We start from the raw sequence: 22,504 nt of genomic DNA, 5'->3' as shown, positions 1-22,504 counted from the left end.
CTGATTGCGGACCAGAGCGCTACACCCCGAACCGCGCGCTACATCCGGAAGGGCCCTTTACGTCGCGGAGACGCTCGCGCCATTCACCATGCCCACGATCCGGTGCTCCCCCGGCAACAGGCTGCTCACACTGGTGCGGGAGGTGACCCGGCTCAGCAGGGAGGACAGGGCGGGCCAGGTTTCTTCGTCGATCAGCTCGCCGGCATGGGCCAGGTTTATGAGTTGGCTGCACACGGCAATGTCCGCCATGCTGAACTGGTCGCCGAGGAAGTAATGCTGGTTGCCCAGCTGCGTTTCCAGGTAATCGAGCAGCGGTGGCAGATCCTGCTTCACAGCTTGCTGCACCGCTTCTTCATCGCAGGCTTTGCCCATCAGCCGATGAACCACGCGGTTGAAGAATGTCTTGAAGGTCGCCGGGCCGGCGAGCTCATAGTCTGCGTACTTTTCCAGCCAGCGCACCCGCGCCGCTTCCGCCGGGGTTCTGCCATACAGGCGGATACCATCGCGGGTTTCCTGCAGGTACTGGGCAATCACACTGGAGTCGGCCAGACTCAAATCGCCGTCCTTGATCGCCGGAATGCGTCCCAGCGGGCTTATCTCGTAATACCAGTCGGGCTGCATGAAGGGCGTCTGGTTGACCAGTTCATGCTCAATGTTCTGCTCAGCGAGCTGAATGCGGATCTTGCGAACGAAGGGCGAAAGAATCGCCCCGTAGAGGATCAGGGACATGGGGGTACATTCCGTCAGGGGTTAACTCAGTCATCGTACAGAGCTTTTTTCTTCCAGGCCTGATCGTCTTCTTCCAGGGCCTGTATACCGGCGCTTAACTCATTTGTACTGGGGTCAGCGCCCCGCTCTTGTTGCAAGGCAGCCTGTTCAGCATTGAGCAGCAATTGCCGAAACACCGCCAGCTGGCCCTTATCGGCCTGCTGGTGCTTGTTCAGGAAGTCGATTGCCCGTTCATATTGCAACTTGGCGACCCGGGGCTTGCCGGACTGCAGGGCGCTATTGGCGACCGCCTGGTACATCGTCAGGGTGGTTTGCAGCAGATATTGGTTCAACACCTGGCTCCAGCGTTGGAAGCCCGGATTGTCCAGCACACCGTCCTGCCGCGACTGGTCCAGCAAGCGGAGCAGGTCACTCAGCAGTTGCTTGGTCCGTTGCGCGACCACCTCATCGGCGATCACCACTGGCGCATTGTTGATACGCGGCTCGCCCTTGTCGAGCTGCTGGCGTATTTCCTTCAACTGCTCAGCATGGGCGGTGTGTTTATTATCCAGCCGGATCAATCGTTCCAGCAGCGACGCTTCAATATGCAACAGCAGCGTTTTGAGCTCCGCGGTCATGAACTGGCCCGGTACCTCTGCGGCGAGCGCTGCGCAGTGCTTCCAGCGTGCCTGCAGCTCGGATTGCTTGCGGGCGCGCTCCAGGCGCGCTCGCTCCACCGCCTGATTGATGAAGCCGATACAGATAAGTATCGCCAAGCCGCCAATGACGAGGGCAGCGATGAGCATAGGGGACAAGGGAAAGCTCTCCATGGGCACGAGCTGTCGTTATGCCATATCCATCATTTCAATACAATCAGCTGGAGCGACAGGTGGGCTTGCGCTGGATGATTATTGTGACCAGACTCTCATCACAGCTGTAGGCCACGGTTTTCGCGGGGAGAATCAAAAACCTGAAAAAACCTGAAAAAAGATTGGCTTGGGGGGTTGACGGACCCTGGGGCCATGCCTAAAATGCGCGCCACTTGCAGCGAACAACGCAACGCGGAAGACGCAGCAAGTAGCCAAGGTTGATACCTCGGCACTGTGAAGTCCGGATACGTCCCCTTCGTCTAGTGGCCTAGGACACCGCCCTTTCACGGCGGTAACAGGGGTTCGAGTCCCCTAGGGGACGCCATTACGGCGTCAGATTTGCGGGAATAGCTCAGTTGGTAGAGCACGACCTTGCCAAGGTCGGGGTCGCGAGTTCGAGTCTCGTTTCCCGCTCCAATATAGATCTGCAGGCATCTATCGGAGTCTGCAGATTGGTGAAAAAAGGGCCGAAAGGCCCTTTTTTCATGTCTGCGATTCGGGTTTAAGCTCCCCCGTCCTGTCCGGCCAACGCGATGATGCCATTGGCGCGCGCCCGGTCACTGGTACGATTCCATCTTGCTGAACTCTGACTGGATCTGTTCGTTCTCCCGGCGCCTGGTCAGCAGAGACGTGACGACGGCTACCACAGCGCAGGCCAGGAAGCCCGGTACGATCTCATACATCAGCGCCTGCAAGCTGGCAATATTGCCCCAGATACCCACCACCACGGCACCGGCAACCATTCCGGCCAGCGCGCCCATCGCGGTGAGCTTGCGCCAGAACAGCGACAGCAGGATGATCGGGCCGAATGCCGCACCGAATCCCGCCCAGGCAAAGGCGACCAGCCCGAGAATGTTGGAGCGTGGGTCAATGGCCAGCAGGGCGGCGATCACCGCTACGACCAGTACGCCCAGACGGCCCAGCAATACCTGCTGCGAGACCGACAGTTCCTTGCCGAAAATCTTGTACAGATCCTCGACCAGCGCTGAAGAGCAGACGAGCAGCTGCGAAGAGACGGTGGACATGATCGCGGCCAGCACGGCAGCCAGTACCAGACCGGCGATGAGCGGGTGGAACAGAATCTGTGACAGCAGCAGGAAGACGGTTTCCGGGTTATCCAGTGTCTGTCCGCTGGCGTGAAAATAGCCGACGCCGATCAGGCCGGTAAATACCGCGCCGGTGGCGACCAGGATCATCCAGCCAATACCGATGCGGCGACCGGCCTTGGCGTCAGCCGATGAACGCAGGGCCATGAAGCGCACGATGACGTGCGGCTGGCCGAAGTAGCCAAGCCCCCAGGACGCGGCCGAGATGATCGCCAGCAGGCTGCCGCCGAACAGCAAGGAGGTGCGATGTAGTTCGTCATCCGGGTTGGCCAGGTTGTGGGCTGCATCTGCGGCATTGATCGCGGCAATGGTCTCGCTCACGCCGCCCATGCTGAAAACAGTGATCAGAGGAACGACAATCAGCGCGGCCAGCATCAGCAACCCCTGTGCAACGTCGGTCAGGGAGGCGCCCAGAAAGCCGCCGAACAGGGTATAGGTCAAGGTGATGCCGGCCACCAGGAGCATGCCGAACAGGTAGTGCGCGTCGAAGGATGCCTCGAAGAACACCCCGCCAGCGACCATACCGGAGGATACATAGAAGGTGAAGAACACCAGGATGATGAGGCCCGAAGTGATTCGCAGCAGGCGGGTGCCGTCCTTGAAGCGGCTCTCCAGGAAGCTCGGCAGAGTGATGGAGTTGCTGGACACCTCCGTATAGGAGCGCAGTCGCGGTGCCACGAAGCGCCAGTTCAGGTAGGCGCCGATGGTCAGGCCGATGGCGATCCAGGCTTCCACCAGGCCGGTGGTATAAATGGCGCCCGGCAGCCCCATCAACAGCCAGCCGGACATATCCGATGCGCCGGCAGAAAGGGCCGCGACGCTCGGTGGGAGTCTGCGGCCGGCCAACATGTAGTCATCCAGGCTGGAGGTCTGGAAATAGGCGTAGTAACCGATACCCAGCATCCCCAGGAAATACAGGCTGATGGCGATTAACTGAAAGGTCTGGTCTGTCATGCAAATGCCCTCTGCTCTGGGGTGCTGTCCATTACCTCGGTACCGTTTCCTAACCCCCGCAGTGGAAGGATCAGCGCAACGGTCAAAATCGTTAGAGCACAATATAGTTGAGTGTGGCGGAGGCTGCCCGGAAACCTCCCTATCCCGATATATTTCCTCAATGATCCGCTTGCACTGAATCAACGGTGCGCGGGATTGTCACCTGATAGACTTCGGACAACCAAGACCATCGGTAAGCAGCGATCATGGAAAAAACCGTCTCATTGGCAGCAGAGCTGCGCAGCGCCTGGATTGACCAGGCCCAACGCAGCCCCTATATCTCCTTCGGCCTTGCCGGGGCGGTACTGGTCATTCTCGCGCTGATTATTGCGAGCGTCGTCAGCGCGGTGAGTGGCGGCAACACCATCAATCTGCGTCACGCATTGCTGGGTGGTACGGCAGGTTTCTTGGCGACGTCGCTGGGCGCCTTCCTGGGTCTTTCCATGAAGGCCATTTCCGTACGGCGACAGGACAGCATGCTCGGCTTTGCCGCGGGCATGATGCTCGCCGCCGCCGCGTTCTCGCTGATCCTGCCGGGGATCGCTGCAGCGGAGGATATTCTCGGCAACAGCATGGCTGCCGCCGCGACCGTGGCGATCGGGCTGGGGCTGGGTGTGGTGCTGATGCTGGGACTCGATTACTTCACCCCGCACCACCATGAAATAAGCGGCCACCATGGCCCTGCATTCGATCGCATCAGCCGCGTCTGGCTGTTCGTCCTGGCGATCACCCTGCATAACATCCCCGAGGGTATGGCGATTGGTGTCGGCTTTGCCGCAGGGGATATGCCGGTAGGCCTGTCCATCGCATCGGCCATCGCCATCCAGGATATCCCCGAAGGCCTGGCCGTCGCGCTGGCGCTGCGCACGACGGGCCTGTCAGCCATGCGCTCGGCCCTGGTTGCCGCGGCGACTGGTCTGATGGAGCCGCTGGGGGCGTTGATCGGCATCGGCATGTCCAGTGCCTTCGCCGTCGCCTATCCCGTCAGCATGGGTCTGGCCGCCGGTGCAATGATCTTCGTCGTCTCCCACGAAGTCATCCCCGAAACCCACCGCAACGGCCACCAGACATCGGCTACTATCGGGTTGATGGTGGGCTTTGGGGTGATGATGTTTCTGGATACGGCGCTGGGGTGAGAGGGCGGGGGGCGGGCTGGTGCGCTGGTCGAGCTGGTGCTCGACCGTCCCAGGGGGCTGCGTCGGGCTCGTCTCTTCTGGAGCGTTGAGCAGCAGCTTGATGGGGATTTGGAGTTTCGGGCTGGTGCGCTGGTCGAGCTGGTGCTCGACCGTCCCAGGAGGCTGCGTCGAGCTCGTCTCTCCTGGAGCGTCGAGCACCAGCTTGAGGGTATTTGGAGTTTTGGGTTGGTGCGCTGGTCGAGCTGGTGCTCGACCGTCCCAGGGAGTGGGCGCCGGTTTTGTCTTTCCTGGGAACGTCGAGCACCAGCTCGATGAGCATTATTTCAGGCAGCGCTCCGCGGATTCAGGAATTACGCAGATGCTCGCTCATCAGCAACAGCCGCGCCTGCTCCCAATCAAACTCTTCCCCACGGGCCTCGGCCTGTGCCTGGTGCTCATCCAGCAGTTGATACTGGGCGATCTCCTCATCAGGCATGTAGTGCAGGCAGTCGCCACCGAAGTACCACAGCAGATCCCGCGGGATCATGTGGGCGACCTGGGGGTAGCGGGTGATGATCTGGCAGATGATCTCCTGGCCAGCGTACAGCGCGTCCTGATCACCTGCCTGCAGCTGCGTCACCATCTCCTCGAAGCGCTCCAGGAACAGCACGTTGCTTTCCTCAGGCACCTGAGCCATCAGCACGGACTGCGCCCGCAGCGTGTCGAACAGGCTCATCAGCAGGGCGAGGTGGTAGCGGTGATAGGGCAGATTGGTATTCATGACGGACTCCGGGTGATGAGGGGCGAGAGTCTAGCAGATGGGGGTGGGTGGGAGAACCGGTGGAGGTGTGAGTGCACTGCGCGGCTGGCTGGCGTAGCGCCTCATTGCGGAGCAGGACGCTACGCCCCGAAACCCGTGCGCATACTGGGGATCAGATCCCCAGCCGCCTCACCAACCTGGAGAAGTTGCCCCGATCCACACCCAGCTCCCGGGCGGCGCGGCTTTGGTTGTTCTGGTGTTTTTCCAGCACCTGGCGGATGAGCTGCACCTGAAAGTGCTCAGTGGCGCCGCGCAGGCTCTGGGCGAGCGGCAGAGTCGTATTTACCGTGGCGGCAAGCGTCTGTTGGGGTATGTCCGACTGCGGGCCGCCGAGTGCCAGCAACTCGGCGCGGATGGTCAGCAGTCGCCGATTACCATCCTGGCCGGCCTGGGCCTTGAGCACGGCGCGGCTGATCAGGTGTTCCAGCTCACGCACATTCCCGGGCCAGCTGTAAGCCAGCAACGCCTCGCGGGCGCTGGCATCCAGGCGCAGGCCGCGCAAGCCGATGCGGCGGCGGTTCTGTTCGAGAAAGTGCCCCGCCAGCAATAGCACATCCTTGTTCCGTTCCCGCAGACTCGGCACGGCAATGGGATACACCCCCAGGCGATGATAGAGATCTGCCCGAAAGCGCCCCTCGGCCACTTCGCGGTGCAGGTCCCGGTTGCTGGCGGCAATGATGCGCACATCCACCTGGTGATGGCTGTCGCTGCCCACCCGCTGCACTTCGCCGCTTTGCAAGGCGCGCAGCAGCTTGGGTTGCACCGTCAGCGGCAACTCGCCCACCTCGTCCAGAAACAGGGTGCCGCCATGGGCCAGTTCGAACTTGCCGACCCGGCTCTGCACCGCCCCGGAAAACGCCCCGCGGGTGTGGCCGAACAGCTCGCTCTCCACCAGGTTTTCCGGCAGCGCGGCGCAGTTGAGATAGATCAGTGGGGCCCGGGCGCGGTTGGACAGACCATGCACCTGCCGGGCCACCAGCTCCTTGCCAACGCCGGTTTCGCCGGTGATCAGCACCGCCAGGTCCGAGTGGGCGACCATCTCGATTTCCTGCTGCAACTGCTGCATGGTCCGGCTGCTGCCGATCAGCTGCTGCTGCCCATCGGCGACCAGCGCCTGGGTCATGGCCTGGTGATGCTCGGTGCGGCTCTGCAGTTGATTGGTCAGCTCGGCCACCCGAATTACCGCCTCGCTCAGGCGCGCCAGATAGCGCAGCTCCGCCGGATCGATCTGATCAAAGGCGTTGGCATTCAGCGCATCCAGCGTCAGCACGCCCCAGGGCACACCCTGCAGATACAGCGCGATACCCAGACAATCATGCACATGCAGGTCACCCTCCACCGCATGCAGCAGTCCGTCATAGGGATCGGGCAACGGCGAGTCGGCGGCAAAACGCACGGGCTCATGGCTGAGCAGGATCCTGGCCAGGCGCGGGTGATCATCGGTCACGAAATGCCGGCCAAGGGTATCGGTGCTCAGACCATCGACCGCCAGCGGGATCAGCTCGGTGCCGCGCAACTGCAACAACGCAGCGGCATCGCAGGGTAACACCTGGCGGATGGTCGCCAGCAACTGCTGGAAGCGTTGGCTGGGCGCCATATCACGGGCCAGATCGCTGATCACGCTCAGCAATGGGGAGGTCTGGTGTGCTGTCATATATACAACTCGGTTGTGCTTAATACAGCGAAAGTAGTGTTGTTATTTATACACATACCGCGCTGAAGTCCAACCCTGGCGCCAAACGTGCCTCTGGCACGATACATGCTCTCCCTCATACCGCCTTGATATGAGTCAATTTTACAAGAGAGAAAAAATGCTATCCCAACAGAGTAAAGACATCATCGCCGCCACGCTGCCTGTCGTGCGTGAGCATGCCGCGACCATCACCGCAGTGTTCTACCCGTTGATGTTCGAGCGCTACCCCGAGGTAAAGGGCTTTTTCAACGAGGCGCACCAAGGGCAGGGCACGCAACCCGAGGCCTTGGCCAACGCGGTAGTTGCCTACGCCGCCAACCTGGATCGCCTGGAGGTGCTGGGTGATGCCGTCTCGCTGATCGTCCAGAAGCACGTATCGCTGAACATCCAGCCGGCGCACTATCCGATTGTCGGCGAATGTCTGCTGGCCGCTATCAGGGAAGTCCTTGGCGAAGCCGCCAGCGACGCCGTGCTGGGTGCCTGGGGTGAAGCCTATGGGCAACTGGCGGATATTCTGATCGGCGCCGAAGAGCAGCGCTACCAGCAGAACGAACAGAAAACCGGTGGCTGGCGCGGCGAGCGTAGCTTTACCGTGCAGCGCAAGGAGCGCGAAAGCGACGTGATCACCTCCTTCTACCTGGTGCCCAGTGATGGCGGCCCGCTGGCCGAGTTCGTGCCCGGGCAGTTCACCTGCCTGGTGGTGGATATCGACGGCAGAAGTGTGCGCCGCAACTATTCTCTGTCCGACCGCCCGGGCCTTGGGCACTACCGCATCAGCGTCAAGCGCGAAGCCGAAGGGGAGGTGTCCAGCTTCCTGCATGATCGCATCCAGGTCGGTGATGAACTGCGCCTGACCGCACCGAGCGGCAGCTTCATGCTGAACCAGCAGCAACGCCCGCTGGTACTGTTGACCGGCGGCGTGGGTATCACCCCGGCCATCAGCATGTTGCAGCCGGCACTGGAAAGTGGTCGTCAGGTGCACTTTCTGCACGGCGCACTGAACAGCAGCACCCATGCGTTTCGCGAGCATGTTGATGCGCTGGCGCAGCAGCATGACAACCTGTCGATCAGCTATGTGTACAGCCACCCGCTGGTAGGGGACCAGCCCCATGATACCGGCTTCTTCGACCAGCAGAAGCTCAGTGCCATGTTGCCCGACGGCCCCGATGTGGATGTCTACTTCCTCGGCCCGAAGCCCTTCATGCAGAACTGCCAGAAACTGCTCAATGCCCTTGGCATTCCCGCAGAAAACCAGCGCTACGAGTTCTTCGGGCCGCTGGAAGAGCTATCAGCGTAAGCTGAGCTGGGAGCCGCCTGCCCGGGCGGCTCCCGACAGGCGCCTAGACGCCAGCACGGGTCGCTAGTAGATTGGATTTACGCGGTCCGGGAGCTCGGCCTGCAAGTAGCTCACAAATTCTCTGATACGGGCGGGAACAAAGCGCCGATGCTCATAGACCGCATGGAAGTCTGCACTTTCGGCCTTCCAGGCCGGGAGCAGCTCCACCAGCCGGCCGCTTGACAGGTGTTCGCGCACATCCCAGTAAGAACGCAGAATGATCCCGTGCCCATCCAGGGCGAAGCGCACAATAACTTCCCCATCGTTGCTTTCCAAAGGCCCCGCCACCTTTACCGCTTGCTCTCGCTCGCCGTGCTCGCGGTGAGTGAAGCGCCAGATAGCATAGTTGTCATTATTTTCGCGCAACACCAGACACGGGTGATCTGCCAGGCTGGCCGGCGTGTCCAGCGGGGCAATGCTCGACGCATAGGCGGGGGCGGCACATAACACCCGACGATTGGCGAGAACCAGACGGGCTACCAATCGCGAGTCGGGCAACTCTCCTACCCGGATGGCGATATCAACCCCTTGTTCACCAGGGGACATTGGAAAGTTGGATAGCTCCAGCGATGCGTCTATCCCAGGATTGCGCGCGCAGAAGTCAGATAGCAGCGGGGCCACATGACGCCGTCCAAAGCCAAATGTGGCATTGATCTTGAGCGGCCCCGACAGCGCCGCACGCTGAGCCCCGAGGGCTTCCTCCAGCTCGGATAGCTCTTCGAGTATGACTGCACCACGTAACAGGTAGCGCTCGCCCTCTGCCGTCAGGGTCAGCCGCCGGGTGGTGCGGCTGGCCAGAGTAACCCCGAGCCGGGTCTCGAGTAGCTTGAGGCGTTTGCTTACTGCCGAAAGGGAGAGGCCCAACCCCTGGGCGGTGGTTGTGAGATTGCCAGCCCGCGCCAGGTGTTGAAAGAAAGCCAGGTCATCGAGTTTGGACATGAACCCTCCACTTTTATTCAATAGTAGATTGCATCTTAGACTGATTGTCGCCTTCACATCAGGGACTAGACTGGAGTCATTCCACTGGCAGGGGGAGTGAACGTGGCCCATCGCATTGCAGTGATTCCCGGCGACGGCATTGGCAAAGAAGTAATGCCCGAAGGTGTGCGGACGCTTGAGGCCGCGGCCAAGCGCTTCAATATCGAGCTGGAATTCGAATATTTCGACTTCGCCAGCTGCGATTACTTCATCGAGCATGGCCAGATGCTGCCCGATGATTGGTTCGAGACCCTCAAGGGGTTTGATGCCATTTTCTACGGGGCCGTGGGGTGGCCCGAGACGGTGCCTGACCATATCTCTCTATGGGGATCACTGCTGCAGTTTCGTCGCCGCTTTGACCAGTACGTCAACCTGCGCCCCTGCAGGCTGCTTCCCGGTATCAAAAGCCCGCTAGCCGACCGGCAGCCCGGAGATATCGACTTCTACGTGGTACGCGAGAATACCGAGGGAGAATACTCCAGCGTCGGCGGCAAAATGTTCGAGGGCACCGAGCGCGAGGTGGTGATCCAGGAGACGGTGATGACCCGCCATGGCACCGACCGGGTGTTGAAGTACGCATTCGATCTGGCCCAAAGCAGGCCCCGGCGGAAACTCACTTCAGCCACCAAATCAAACGGCATCGCCATCACCATGCCCTGGTGGGACGAGCGCGTTGCGGCGATGGGGCAGCGCTATCCCGAGGTAACCGTCGATCAGTTTCATATAGACATCCTCACCGCCCACTTCGTCATGCACCCGGACTGGTTCGACGTGGTAGTGGCCAGCAACCTGTTTGGCGACATTCTTTCTGACCTGGGCCCGGCCTGCACCGGCACCATCGGTGTGGCCCCTTCGGCCAACATCAACCCTGAGGGCACCTTTCCGAGCCTGTTCGAGCCGGTACACGGCAGTGCGCCGGACATTGCCGGGCGCGGGGTGGCCAATCCGATCGGCCAGATCTGGTCCGGCGCCATGCTGCTCGAACATCTGGGTCATCAGGAGGCCGCAAACGCCATTGTCGCGGCTTTCGAGGCGGTACTTGCCGCCTGCGACAACAGCGTGCTGACGCCTGATATAGGAGGGCAGGGAACGACAGAGATCCTGGGCCGCGCTATTGCCAGAGCCATTTCTGACGGCGGGGCACCCAGCGTGCGACCAACGTTTCAGGAAGTCTGAGGTCGTGGTTTGGATTAATTGTAAGACAGTACTACAGTTAGTGTTGTGAGGGATTGTATTACAATTTACCTGTTCTCACTTTGAGAGGAGTTCGATATGACTACTCCGGCATTATGGAGCGCACAGGCGCACATGCCCTCGGTAATCGGTCGCCAGATCAACGTGGTGTCCGCTGAAGGTGCGTATCTCACCACCGATACCGGCGCGCGGTTATTCGACGGTACCGCGTCGCTTTGGTACGCCAATATAGGCCACGCCCGCGAAGAGATGGCGCAGGTGGCATACGAGCAGATGAAGAAGCTTGAGGTCTACCATGTGTTCGGCCGCTATACCAACGAGCGGGCGATCGAGCTGTCCGAGAAACTCGTGAGCATTGCGCCAATCGATGACCCGAAGGTGATCCTGAACAGCGGCGGTTCCGACTCGATCGATGTCGCACTGAAGCTGGCGCGTCGCTACTGGAACCATGTGGGGCGCACGGACAAGAAAGTCATGATCAGCCGGGAAGGCTCCTATCATGGGCTCCACGCATATGGCACCAGTATCGCCGGTCTCGACTTCAATCGTGAAGGCTATGGTACCGACTCCCTGGTGGCAGACACCGAGCGCGTTGCCATGCACGACGCAGGTGCCTTCGCTGCGGCAATCGAGCGCATTGGCGCGAAGAATATCGCCGCGTACATCGCCGAGCCGGTCATGGGCACCGGTGGGGTGCATCCCCCGCAGGCAGGCTATTTTGAGGAGATCCAGCGTCTGTGCCGCGAGCATGACATTCTCTTCATCGCCGACGAGGTCATCACCGGCTTCGGCCGCACGGGCGAAATGTTCGCTTCAAGCCGATATCGGTTACAGCCTGATATTGTCGTCTTCGCCAAAGGGATAACCTCGGGGTACGCAGCCCTTGGCGGCATCCTCGTCGCCCCTCGGGTGTGGCAACCCTTCTTTGAAAGAAGTGCAAACTCACCAATCTATCGCCACGGCACCACCTACTCTGGGCATCCGGTCACCGCCGCCCTGGCGCTGAAGAACCTCGAGATTCTGGAGCGTGAGGGTCTCGTCGCGCGGTCGGCGGAACTTGAACAGGTGCTTGCCAGAGAGCTCAAGGCGATTGAATCGCATGAGTTTGTAACGAGTACGCGCGTCGGCGGATTTCTCGGTGGCATCGAGCTGTCCAGCGATGTCAGCGCCGAGCTGGTGACCGATCAGATCATCGAGCGGGGCTTCATCACTCGCCCATTGCGCGGCAATACCGTGCAGATCAGCCCGCCCTTCATCACCACGGATCAGGAAGTACGCGATCTCGTTGGTGCGGTGCGCGCGGTGCTTAACGCCGCGAAGACCAAGACGGCCGCTATAGCGTAAGCAAACCAAGGAGAACGGAGCATCATGAGTCTGCCTACCCCCTCAGCCGAGCGACTTGCGGCTTCAGACGACGCGCTACGAAGTCTGCCGGGCTATAGCAATCACGAGCCGGGCGCGCAGGAGTTCGCCGTACTCGACCCGTCGACCGAAGAGCGCATCGCCACCCTGCCGAGCTTTAGCCCGGAGGAGGCCATCGCACAGGTTGCCATTGCGCACGAAGCTGGTCGAGCCTGGGCGAAGACGACACCGCGCCATCGGTCAGACACGCTGCACAACGCCTACCTGGTGCTCATCGCCAACAAGGAACGGCTTGCCTATGTCATCAGTCGTGAGATGGGGAAGACGCTCGCCGAGGCCCAGGGTGAAGTGCAGTATGCCGCCGATTATGTGCGGTGGTATGCGGATGAGCTATTGCGTCCGGCGGGAGGATACCGGGATAACCCCGCCGGAGGCTCGACGATTCTGACGAAGCGAGCGCCGATCGGCCTCGCGCTGCTCATAGCGCCGTGGAACTTCCCGATGGCGATGATCACCCGCAAGATCGCGCCCGCCATCGCGGCCGGTTGTGCATCGGTGATCAAGCCGGCGGGGCTTACTCCGCTTACGACGCTGCTCACGGTTGAACTGCTGGCCGAGGCCGGCGTGCCTCGCGAACTGATGCGCGTGGTCACCACCACCCAGTCATCGGCCTTCAGTGAGGCAGTACTCGCCGACCCTCGCGTGCGCAAGATTTCATTCACTGGCTCCACCAGCGTAGGCAGCACGCTCATGGGCCTGGCAGCGAAAAACATCGTTAAAAGCTCAATGGAGCTGGGCGGTAACGCGCCACTCATCGTGTTCGACGACGCCGACCTCGAGCGTGCGGTGGAAGGGGCGATACTGGCGAAACTTCGTAATGGCGGGCAGTCCTGTGTCGCAGCCAACCGCATCTACGTCCAGGACGGCATTGCCAACGACTTCGTCGAGGCGTTCAGCAAGAGAATGTCGGAGATGGTGCTCGGGCATTCTATCGCCGAGGGAGTGGACCTGGGCCCGGTGATCAACCGCGCCGCGGTGAACAACTTCCAGCGCCTTGTCGATGATGCGGTCACCCGGGGTGCCGAGCTGCGCACCGGTGGCCGCGCTCCCGGGGGCGCCGGCTACTTCTTCGAGGCCACAGTTCTCGATCGGGTGCCGGCCGATGCAGATATCGCCAATACGGAGATCTTCGGCCCGATTGCAGCTATCTCCCGCTTCTCTACACAGGAAGAGGTGCTCCAGCGCGCCAACGACACCCCGTTCGGGCTGGCCGGATACGTCTTTACCGAGAACCTCGACCGCGCACTTAACGTCGCCGACCAGCTGGAAACCGGCCTGGTCGGTATCAATAACGGCGTACCCTCGAACCCCGCAGCGCCGTTCGGCGGCATGAAGCAATCGGGTCTCGGGCGAGAGGGGAGTCACGAGGGGCTCGAAGAGTACCAGGAGATCCGTTTCTACAACATTGCCCGGCGTGAGACCCGGTAAATGCGACATCGGCAGGTGGCCTGAGCCACCGAGGAGGGAATCAGAATCAACCAAATACTCCGGACACCAAAGTCTAATAAAAGGAGATTCATGATGATTCGCAAGGCTGGTTGTATCGCTGTAGGTATTGCCGCTGCACTGGGGCTTTCTATCTGGGCAGGCGGTGAGGGTGGTCATGCTGTTGCGCAAAGCGATAGCTATACCATTAAATTCGGCAACGTCATTTCGGTCGGTGACACCCAGAACCAGGGGTACGCATTATTCGCTGAGCTTGTGGAAGAGCGCTCTGACGGACGCATCAAGGTGCAGGTCTACCCGGACAGTCAACTCGGGGGCGAACGTGAAATGATCGAGGCCACGCAGTTCGGTGACATCGAGATGACGGCTCCCTCGGTCGGTGTGCTTGCCAACTTTGACAAGTCACTCGAGGTCTTCGACTTTCCCTTCATCTTCGAGGATGCCGAGACCGCATATAAAGTCCTCGATAGCGAGCTGGGTGACGAGATGCTTGCCGGTCTTGAAAACAGCGGCTTGATCGCACTGGGCTGGGGCGAGAACGGTTTCCGCAACCTGGCGATGGTCAAAGGCACGGTCAGAACGCCTGAGGACATGCGGGGTATCAAGCTGCGCACCATGCAGGTACCAATGCATATCGCCTATTGGCGGAGTATCGGCGCAGCGCCAACCCCCATGCCTTTCCCCGAGGTTTTCACCTCCCTCCAGCAGGGCGTAGTCGACGGGGTTGAAAACCCGTACGAGCTGCTCTTCTCGGCAAGATTTACCGAGCCGGCGCACTTCCTCACCGAGACCAGGCACATCTACGATCCCGAGGTCATTCTCATCAGCAAGACCTTCTTTGAGGGCCTTTCAGCTGAAGATCAAAAGATCATCCGAGATGCTGCAGATGAAATGGTAGCGAAGATCCGTTCGCTCAAGTCGACTATCAGTGACGAGATCCGGGCCAAGATCGTGGCCGCCGGTGGAACGGTAACCGACTTGACCGATGAAGAACGCCAACAGTGGATCGATTCCGCGATCCCGTTCTACAAGGAGAATGCATCCAAAGTCGACACGGGGAAACTCAAAGCCATTCTTGAGGCAGCAGGTAACACTACCTACCTCGAAGCCATTCAGTAGTCGCTGTTGAATGTGCTCCTGCCAAGGACAGTGTCCTCAGGCAGGGGCACACTGTTTTCTCGGCACTTGGGGGATTGCTGCCTATGCTCAAAAGTATCTATGCGCACTTCGATGAGCATGTGGAGACCTATCTGGCTACCGTGGCATTGACCGTTTTCGCCTCACTCGTCATTTTTCAAGTCGTCATGCGGTATGTATTCAACAACCCATCAGTCTGGTCCGAAGAAATCGCCCGCTACGCCCTCGTCTGGTTCGTCTATCTCAGCGGGAGCTATGCGGTGAAGTATCAGCGACATGTCAGGTTCAATGTGATCGTCGACCTGATTGGCAGGAAGGTGCCTCTGGCCCAGCGAATCATCCGCCTTTTCGTGCTGGTACTCTGGCTCGCATTTCTCATCTTCATGCTGAAGCTTGCGGTTGACATGGTCGATCGGCAGTTCACAACGGGGCAGCGCGCGCCGGCCTCTCAAATTCCCATGTATCTTGTTTATCTGGGGCTTCCCCTCGGGTTGCTGCTGATGTCCTTTCGCGTATTGCAGCACACGACCAGGGCCATCATCGATATCGTCAGGCAACCCTTTGCACCCATCCCTCCGTCACAGACCGAGGTAGACTGACCCATGGGCATCAGCGTTCTTTTCCTGAGCTTCCTGATCTTGCTTATCCTGGGCATGCCGGTTGCGTTTGCGCTCGGCATCTCATCGCTACTCTCTGTTCTCGCTACCGGAGTGGTCCCGGTCAACTATCTCACCCAGACCATGTTCGGCGCGGTGGACTCCTATTCGCTCCTGGCCGTCCCGCTCTTTGTACTCTCCGGCGTCATCATGGAGTATGGCGGGCTCTCCCGAAGGCTCATCGATGCGGCGAAAGCCTTCGTCGGCCACATGACCGGTGGCCTGCCGGCAGTTACCTTGCTGGGCACAGCAGTATTCGCGATGTTGAGCGGCTCGGGGCCCGCAACCGTGGCCGCGATTGGCGGCATCATGATCCCAGCGATGATCCGAGAGGGGTATGGGCGAGGGTTCAGTGCCGGGCTGGTGGCCACTGGTGGCGGGATCGGCATCGTGATTCCGCCCAGCATTCCGCTCATCATCTACGGGATCACCACGAACACCTCAATCGGCGACCTGTTCCTGGCGGGCTTTGTCCCCGGGTTCGCCATCGTGCTTCTGCTGTACCTCATGAGCCGCCATATGTCGAAGAAGCACGGTTATGGTGGTGATGTACCCAAGGCCAGCTGGAAGGAGCGCCGGGCTGCGTTATGGCATGCCAAATGGACACTGCTGATGCCCGTCGTCGTGCTTGGCGGCATCTACGGAGGCATTTTCACCCCCACAGAGGCGTCCGGTGTTGCCGTGGCGTACAGCCTGGTGCTCGCCCTCATCTACAGTGAGACGAAGATTACCCAGATCCCGATAATGCTGAAGGCGACCTTCCTTATCTCGGGGATGATCCTGGTCATCATTGCGACCGCATCGACCTATGCCAGGGTGCTGACACTCGAACGCATCCCCACGCTCATCGCTGATTTTCTCGGTGCACTACCAGTACCGTTCTGGGCGATTCTGGCGGTGATCCTGATCCTGCTGGTGTTCATTGGCATGTTCATGGAAACCATCGCAGGCATCATCCTTCTTGCCCCCATTCTTGTGCCTGTGGTCACGGCAATGGGCATGGACCCGGTGCACTTTGGCGTGGTCATGATTATGGCGTCGATGATCGGATTCGCCACTCCGCCGGTGGGGGATAACCTCAACGTCGCCAGTGCGATCAGCGGGCTCTCGATCGAAAAGGTGAGTCTCGCAGCGCTCCCATTCGTGGCCGCGCTCATCGTGATGCTATTCGTCATAGCCTACGTGCCGCAGATCTCGATGTTTTTGCCCAACTGGTTAGGCAAATAACCCTCTCTCACCCCCTGGATCCCTGCGCAGGCGGGGGCGCAGGGTTCAAGTATGCGATACCACCCCATCATTCTCCGTCGTCGCTGAGGATGGCGGGGTAGGGCTGGGCTGTTTTTGCTGGGAGTGTATAACCTGGTCGATAAAGGCTTCGGATTCATCCAGGTGGACGCTGAACGCTTCGACTGCGGCGTCGGGGTCTCCCGCGCGGATGGTATCCAGTAGTACGCGATGCTGGCGCGCAATCTCGCTGGGTGATTCATGGCTGGAACGGAAGTAGGTCAGTGCAAGCCGCTTTTCCGCGGAGATACTGCGGTAAAACTTTTGCAGACGAGTGCTGCCGGTAGCTGCGACCAGCGCCTGATGAAACTCGAAATCGAACTTGAGAACTTCATCCCAACCATCTTCGTCGCGCAGTACTTCCATGAACCTGACCGCGTTTTCGGCGTCTTTCGGCACCACCTTCCGGGTGGTGAGAATACGGACTGTTTCGAGCTCAATCAGCCGGCGCACCGCGAACAGATCACGAATATCACTTTCTGAAAACCGAGGAATGTAAACACTCCTGTTGGGCTCGCGGCGCAGAATACCATCATGTATGAGCATCACGACGGCTGAGCGAATGGTTTGCCGTGGTACTTCGAATCGGGCCGCGAGCTGCGTTTCGATGAGCGTCTCTCCGGGGCGGAACATCCCGCTGAAGATGTCTTCGCTGAGTTGTTCAGCAATGGCTTCTACTACCGAAACAGTTCGGAGCTTATGCGGGCTCATGACGCCTCATTGAGTGAAATCGCGGTTTTTTGAGCATAGCATGAGCGCGTAATACTGTTATACAACGGCTATTTGGCCAGATACCCACCATCGACGGGAATGGATATCCCGGTCAGATAAGAGTTGTCTGGCGAAGCGAGGAAGCTCACGACCGAGGCAACATCGTTTGATTCGGCGATGCGGCCCAGAGGAATCGCAGACGCCACACGTTCTGCTTCCCCCTCAGGGTCTGGCAGGCTATCCAGCCACTGCTGATAAAGCGGGGTACGGGTCATGCCGGGGGCAACGGCATTGACCCGAATGTTCTCCGGGGCCAGGTCGATGGCAGCGGCCTTGGTGAAGGCGAGCATCGCCCCTTTGCTGGCACTGTAGACACCCATGGTCGGGACGCCGATGCTCGCAAGACGTGAAGTGATATTGATGATCGAGCCTCCCTCACCCTGCGTTTTCATGGTTCTTGCTGCAGCGATCAGAAGATTCATGGGAGCGAAGGTGTTGGTCTCGAAGGTACTGCGAATCTCTTCCTCACCCACAGCGAGCAGGTCATTCGTATGGTCGATTGCCGCATTATTGACGAGTACATCAAGGCGTCCCCACTCGGCGAGCGTTGCTTCGATCAGCTTGTCTGCAGCACCAGGCTGGTTCAGGTCGGCACGGATGAATCGGCAGCGCTCACCAAGTTCATCAGCGACCCGACGCCCGCGCTCTTCTGATCGACCGGTAATGAGAACGTGCAGACCGTCCTGAATCAACCGCCTGGCGATCTCTACACCAATTCCCGACGTAGCCCCTGTTACAAGTGCCACGGACGTTGCATTCTGCTTGGTCATTTTCACTTTTTACCCCGCTATTGACCGGAATAGAACTTGAAAAGTGGCGATAGGGCCTGGCCGGGATGATACGCGGCCTGCCGTCACACCCTGCGCATGGAATAACACTGCCACGCCAATACTACCAGCAACCCGGCTCCCACCCCCACGCTGTTGGCGTAGATATCGTGGATGTCCGCAGAGCGGGTGGGGTGGAAGGACTGCACGAACTCTACCGCCACTCCCACGCTGAACATGAGTACGCCACGCAACCACCAGCGCCACCGGGGGAAGGCGAGGTAGCTGAGCAGGGTGCAGGTGAACAGGCCACCGGCGTGGTAGAGGGAATAGACCATATTGAATTTGAATGGCGTCGGCGGCGGGCCCGGACGCATGCCGAGATACATGCCCAGGAACAGCACCGAGAAAAACAGGATCTTGTAAAGGAGCCGGTAGCGGGTCCAGTGGCGGAAAAGGCTTATCCACATAGCGGCAGAGAATTCCTAATACGGAAAGCAGACGTTGGCTGATGGAAAAGCTTCGCGGCCAAGGCCGCTCCCACAGAGCCTGCTCTAATACCGAGCTTAGGCTTGAAGCGCTGCTGGATGAGCGCTTCCTGTGGGAGCGGGCTTGCCCGCGAAGGGGTTGGCAGAGCGGAGTGGATCACTCCGTCATCAACCCAAAGCCATCATTGAAATGGTCAATGTTCCGCGCATTGGTCATGTTGTACAGACCATACTGCCTCGCCAGCCTCGCACCACCGTCTCGGGTGGTCGGGTTCCAGGCGATGGTGCCGGCAGAGGTCGTTGACCGGGAGAAGAAGGCATCGAATGGGAAGGTGAAATAGATCCCCTTATCGAAGCTACCTTCACCAAAGTCTTCCGACGAGACATCTGTCCTGGTCGCCCAGGCCCCCACAGTCACACCATTGGCAAAGCGGCGAGACAGATCCAGGGTGGCACCGTAATCCCCGGCCAGGTAGCGACCGGCGCTGCCTTTGGCGAGGATGTCCCAGAAGCGAGTCTGGGAGTAACCGGTGATATGCCCGGTCCAGGTGGAGTAATCGCGGAAGTCGAAGTCCTGGCGGAAGCCGCGCTGTTTCACCCAGTTGGCATCCACACCGATCGCCCAGCCAGCATCGAAGGGCCGGTACAGCACCTCACCACCGACACCACCGAACATGCTCTCCAGCAGACCGGCATAAGCCATGGCATACACATCACGGTCCAGCTGTCGGGTATGGGTGTACTGCAGGTTCTCCAGCACCACGTCCGAGGTCACCAGATACTCACGGATATGTGTACGCACCTGGGGCAGATTACTGGTGCCGCGCATCTCGAACTTGTCGTAGTTGTTGAGCAGGTTCACACCCAGGTTACCGCGCACCCAGTTATTGCGGTTGAAGCGGTATTCGGCATTAACGCGAGCCAGGAGCTGATAAAGAATGAACCCGTCTGGGCCACCCATGTTCTGCTTGTAGCCCAGCGACAGCCCCCAGTCGAACTTATCCAGCTCAGCGGTATGCACCACATCCTTGCTCACCACGCTGGGCGTGGCATTGACGATGCCGCGGCGCAGGTCTTCGGTGTCGGCTGCATTCTGCTCGTAATCGCGCAGCCGCTGCGGATTGATGCTGGTTTCGCTCACGGCCATGCCGCGGGGCTTGTTGACCAGGGTGTACCAGTCGTAGGTGCCTTCACCCAGGCTGTTGTCCAGCACCCGGGAGGCGCGGGTAACGCCTTCGGCTTCGTTGCGATAGGTGGTCTGCTCGCCGGTAACGATGACTTCCCGGTCCTTGATGGCGATTTCTTCCACCTCGAAGCCGGCATTGTCTTTCAGGCGATCGCTGACGTTGGCCCAATCGACCGTTTGCCCGGATACACCCGCGGGCAGGGGGCGGCGCGCTTCTGGTTCGGGATCGAGAAACTTTTCCGGCCCGCGCCCGGTTTTCAGGTTGGTGCTGAAAGTGATACCGATCATCGCGGTATTGCCGCGCTCCCAGCCGGCACTGATATCAATGCCGTCTCTGACCTTGAACACCGCACCAATATTGAAACGCGAATCCGCTACCTCAAAATCCGGGTCGCCCGGCTCGGACGAATAGTCGTTACCGTCCAATTCGACTTTCAGGCGCAGCCGATCCCAGGGCGTCTGGTATTCGACCCCTCCAAAAAAGGCCGCCGGACCGCTGAAATAGGTACTGGTATTGAAATTACCGCCCCGGTCACCCTCTGCACGCCCAGCGCGTTCACTGTCGCGCAGGCCGCCGAAGGGGTTGCTGATATCGCCCCGGCTGCCGTGATAACCCCAGGCGAGGCCCAGGCTCAGGTCCAGATCCCAGAAGCGTTTGTTGGCCACAAAATATTCGCTGGAGAAGAGACCTGTACCGCCGATGTCCACAAAGCCCAGCGCGATCTGCGGCATCCAGTAGGACTCTTCCCACAGCCGGAACTTCGCATCCATGGACTTATCTTTGTTGCTTTGATCTCCGCCGAAGTCGCTGTCTTCGCCACCATAGGTAAGGTTGGTCATGGCGGTATAGCGCAATGTCCCTTCCAGCCACGGCAACGGGGTGACAGAAATACTGTAACGACTGTAGGGCGATACCCGGTTGGCGTTGAAGCTGAAAGCACCTTCATCAGCAAACCGTGCCGAGGGAGTCTGCAGCAGCCCCACGCCGCCAAAATCACTCTGGGTGGTACGGTACCGATCAGCCAGCGCATTCTGCGAGAGAATGGCCAGGGTCAGCAGCGTGGGTACAAAAACCGCTGCCTGCTTATGCAAAGACTTACTCACTATAGCGGCCTCCCAGGCTGTACTGGGTAGCCAGCAGCGCTGCCATGTCCTTATTCAAGTCCCGGGCATCCGGTGACAGGGCGGCGGAGTTTACGGGCACGTAAATGATCGCCCCAACGGCCAGCGTGACCGGTTGCTGATTCCAGTGGGCAATACCCACCCGCTCGGTGGTGCCATCGGGTTGAATTACATGCACATAGTCGCGACCAGCCGATGCATGGGCTGGGCATTGCCGCAGGTAGTCCTTGAGTTGCAATCTGGCATCGAAGGGCAACTGGCAATCGGCAGCCACGGCGCCCAGCACCCGAATAGTGCTCGGCCGGCGGGGGTAGACCAGCTCATCGCCCGCTTCGAGCAAGTCATTCTTACTGGCGAGCAGCAATTGGAAAGGGTCCAGCTCAGCGACGACCCGACCGGTAACGGGCAGGCGTTCGACAAAGGAGTGCATGCGTTCGAGCAACTGTTGCAGCTCAGCGTTATTCTCGCCCCGGGCATACAAGCCATTGGCTCGCAACTCGTACAACACACCAGCCTTCAGGCGCTGTTGTGGCTCGATGGCGCTCTGGCGCAGCAGGGCGGCGCCCAGCGGCCAGGCCTGGGCACTCACCTGACCGGCCACTACCGCGTCATGCAGGCGAGCACCTTGGTGCCATTGATACTCACCGGGCTTCAACACCGCGCCATCGATATAAATGGTGTCAGCAGCGAGGGGGGCAACCAGCGAACCAGTAAATAGCGCCGCCATGGCAGCGCGACGAAGAGAGCGCAGGGCGATCATGGTTGACCCCCGGCGGTTTTCAGCAGAGTAAGGCGCAAGGGCGGCAGATCCGGAGCAAAGTGTTGAACGCTGCGGCGCACCAACCCGGTGTCCGGTTCCAGCCAATAATGATTGGTGGCCTTGAAGCCCAGCTCCGGCATGCGGATATGCTCATCCACGCGCTGCAGCTGGTGGCGTTGCCCCATGTATTCGATGGTTTCAACGGGGCCACGCTTATAGCGCGCATATTGGCGCAGGCCGGTCTGGTATTGAGCGGGGTAATCCACCAGGCGAACAACCTCGGTGCCATCGGCCACGTTCAACAAGCCAGCATTGAAGGGGTCGCCTGCCACCAGCGGCGCGATAACGTCAGCGGGTAGCCCAGCCGTCCGGGTAACACGACCATGCTGCGTGAGCAGCATCTCCGTATTGCCGTACCACTCGACCAGGCCGGTGCCGGTACCATTGCTGACCAGCATCGCCTCGGCCGCGCCCAGGCGAACAGCCAGCGCCGGGCCGTTGACGGCGTGCACCTTGTCAACGGTAATCGGCGACTCAGGCCCGGATATGGCCAGCTTCATGGTTTGCAGCGCATCGCCTGACAGCGAATTGCACCCGGTCATGCCAGCCATGGCCATGCCCAGTACGACCGTACGTAAAAAGGTCTTCACCGG

The 22,504-nt window shown here is 60.0% G+C and carries 20 protein-coding genes and 2 tRNA genes; 10 read left to right on the top strand and 12 right to left on the bottom strand.

Annotated elements, in window-relative coordinates:
- Positions 1–57: 57 nt before the first annotated feature.
- Both DHB74_RS00540 and DHB74_RS00535 read right to left on the bottom strand, forming a co-directional pair.
- Positions 58–729, bottom strand: coding sequence for a glutathione S-transferase family protein (locus tag DHB74_RS00540; protein WP_499160566.1), 672 nt, complete (start codon positions 727–729; stop codon positions 58–60).
- Positions 730–755: 26 nt separating this feature from the next.
- Positions 756–1,523: a hypothetical protein gene (locus DHB74_RS00535; RefSeq protein ID WP_499160565.1), complete on the bottom strand. Its 768-nt coding sequence runs from the start codon at positions 1,521–1,523 to the stop codon at positions 756–758.
- 303 nt (positions 1,524–1,826) lie between these two features.
- Here DHB74_RS00535 and DHB74_RS00530 point away from each other — a divergent pair.
- Together DHB74_RS00530 and DHB74_RS00525 are read left to right on the top strand one after the other, a co-directional pair.
- A tRNA-Glu gene (locus DHB74_RS00530) sits at positions 1,827–1,902 on the top strand.
- Positions 1,903–1,918: 16 nt separating this feature from the next.
- Positions 1,919–1,994, top strand: a tRNA-Gly gene (locus tag DHB74_RS00525).
- A gap of 140 nt (positions 1,995–2,134) precedes the next feature.
- On the opposite strand, the gene putP is transcribed toward DHB74_RS00525, so the two are convergent.
- Positions 2,135–3,637, bottom strand: a complete 1,503-nt coding sequence (gene putP, locus DHB74_RS00520) for a sodium/proline symporter PutP (RefSeq protein ID WP_280164279.1) — start codon at positions 3,635–3,637, stop codon at positions 2,135–2,137.
- Between the two features lie 245 nt (positions 3,638–3,882).
- Here putP and DHB74_RS00515 point away from each other — a divergent pair, with 245 nt between their 5' ends.
- On the top strand, positions 3,883–4,812 hold the full coding sequence (locus DHB74_RS00515; protein WP_036989477.1) for a ZIP family metal transporter: 930 nt from the start codon (positions 3,883–3,885) through the stop codon (positions 4,810–4,812).
- Positions 4,813–5,155: 343 nt separating this feature from the next.
- Here DHB74_RS00515 and DHB74_RS00510 read toward each other — a convergent pair whose 3' ends face one another.
- Together DHB74_RS00510 and norR are read right to left on the bottom strand one after the other, a co-directional pair.
- A complete protein-coding gene (locus tag DHB74_RS00510; RefSeq protein ID WP_036989478.1) occupies positions 5,156–5,572 on the bottom strand; it encodes a PA2817 family protein in 417 nt (138 codons plus the stop codon).
- A 151-nt stretch (positions 5,573–5,723) separates the two neighbouring features.
- On the bottom strand, positions 5,724–7,265 hold the full coding sequence (gene norR, locus DHB74_RS00505) for a nitric oxide reductase transcriptional regulator NorR (protein ID WP_499160564.1): 1,542 nt from the start codon (positions 7,263–7,265) through the stop codon (positions 5,724–5,726).
- Between the two features lie 157 nt (positions 7,266–7,422).
- Between norR and hmpA the strand changes: the two genes are divergently transcribed.
- Positions 7,423–8,601 (top strand): NO-inducible flavohemoprotein, encoded by a 1,179-nt coding sequence (gene hmpA, locus DHB74_RS00500; protein WP_499160563.1) that lies wholly within the window; start codon positions 7,423–7,425, stop codon positions 8,599–8,601.
- 63 nt (positions 8,602–8,664) lie between these two features.
- Here the strand turns inward: hmpA and DHB74_RS00495 are convergent, their stop codons facing one another.
- Positions 8,665–9,579 carry a LysR family transcriptional regulator gene (locus tag DHB74_RS00495; protein WP_499160562.1) on the bottom strand — a complete coding sequence of 305 codons (915 nt, stop codon included), beginning with the start codon at positions 9,577–9,579 and terminating at the stop codon, positions 8,665–8,667.
- 96 nt (positions 9,580–9,675) lie between these two features.
- Between DHB74_RS00495 and DHB74_RS00490 the strand changes: the two genes are divergently transcribed.
- From DHB74_RS00490 to DHB74_RS00465, 6 genes are all read left to right on the top strand, one after another.
- Entirely contained in the window at positions 9,676–10,794 is a 1,119-nt protein-coding gene (locus DHB74_RS00490; RefSeq protein WP_499160561.1) for a tartrate dehydrogenase, read from the top strand.
- Positions 10,795–10,890: 96 nt separating this feature from the next.
- Positions 10,891–12,156 carry an aminotransferase family protein gene (locus tag DHB74_RS00485; protein WP_499160560.1) on the top strand — a complete coding sequence of 422 codons (1,266 nt, stop codon included), beginning with the start codon at positions 10,891–10,893 and terminating at the stop codon, positions 12,154–12,156.
- A 24-nt stretch (positions 12,157–12,180) separates the two neighbouring features.
- On the top strand, positions 12,181–13,662 hold the full coding sequence (locus DHB74_RS00480; RefSeq protein WP_499160559.1) for an NAD-dependent succinate-semialdehyde dehydrogenase: 1,482 nt from the start codon (positions 12,181–12,183) through the stop codon (positions 13,660–13,662).
- 90 nt (positions 13,663–13,752) lie between these two features.
- Positions 13,753–14,799: a TRAP transporter substrate-binding protein gene (locus DHB74_RS00475; RefSeq protein WP_499160558.1), complete on the top strand. Its 1,047-nt coding sequence runs from the start codon at positions 13,753–13,755 to the stop codon at positions 14,797–14,799.
- 83 nt (positions 14,800–14,882) lie between these two features.
- The gene (locus tag DHB74_RS00470) at positions 14,883–15,416 is read left to right on the top strand and encodes a TRAP transporter small permease (protein ID WP_051610793.1); all 534 of its coding nucleotides are present in this window, start codon (positions 14,883–14,885) and stop codon (positions 15,414–15,416) included.
- Between the two features lie 3 nt (positions 15,417–15,419).
- Positions 15,420–16,700: a TRAP transporter large permease gene (locus DHB74_RS00465; protein WP_074778314.1), complete on the top strand. Its 1,281-nt coding sequence runs from the start codon at positions 15,420–15,422 to the stop codon at positions 16,698–16,700.
- Between the two features lie 45 nt (positions 16,701–16,745).
- Here DHB74_RS00465 and DHB74_RS00460 read toward each other — a convergent pair whose 3' ends face one another.
- From DHB74_RS00460 to DHB74_RS00435, 6 genes are all read right to left on the bottom strand, one after another.
- Positions 16,746–17,468: a GntR family transcriptional regulator gene (locus tag DHB74_RS00460; protein ID WP_499160557.1), complete on the bottom strand. Its 723-nt coding sequence runs from the start codon at positions 17,466–17,468 to the stop codon at positions 16,746–16,748.
- A gap of 68 nt (positions 17,469–17,536) precedes the next feature.
- Positions 17,537–18,298: an SDR family NAD(P)-dependent oxidoreductase gene (locus tag DHB74_RS00455; RefSeq protein WP_036989487.1), complete on the bottom strand. Its 762-nt coding sequence runs from the start codon at positions 18,296–18,298 to the stop codon at positions 17,537–17,539.
- An 83-nt stretch (positions 18,299–18,381) separates the two neighbouring features.
- Positions 18,382–18,765, bottom strand: coding sequence for a VanZ family protein (locus tag DHB74_RS00450; protein ID WP_036989489.1), 384 nt, complete (start codon positions 18,763–18,765; stop codon positions 18,382–18,384).
- 175 nt (positions 18,766–18,940) lie between these two features.
- Entirely contained in the window at positions 18,941–21,028 is a 2,088-nt protein-coding gene (locus DHB74_RS00445; protein WP_499161013.1) for a YjbH domain-containing protein, read from the bottom strand.
- Between the two features lie 37 nt (positions 21,029–21,065).
- On the bottom strand, positions 21,066–21,851 hold the full coding sequence (locus tag DHB74_RS00440; protein WP_499160556.1) for a capsule biosynthesis GfcC family protein: 786 nt from the start codon (positions 21,849–21,851) through the stop codon (positions 21,066–21,068).
- A complete protein-coding gene (locus DHB74_RS00435; protein ID WP_499160555.1) occupies positions 21,848–22,501 on the bottom strand; it encodes a YjbF family lipoprotein in 654 nt (217 codons plus the stop codon). The genes DHB74_RS00440 and DHB74_RS00435 overlap by 4 nt, the downstream gene beginning before the upstream one ends.
- Between the last annotated feature and the right edge of the window lie 3 nt (positions 22,502–22,504).

The sequence above is a fragment of the Pseudomonas sp. G11-1 genome (genome assembly GCF_024031555.1).
Taxonomy (GTDB): domain Bacteria; phylum Pseudomonadota; class Gammaproteobacteria; order Pseudomonadales; family Pseudomonadaceae; genus Halopseudomonas; species Halopseudomonas bauzanensis.
This window is presented reverse-complemented; position numbering and strand designations above follow the sequence as displayed.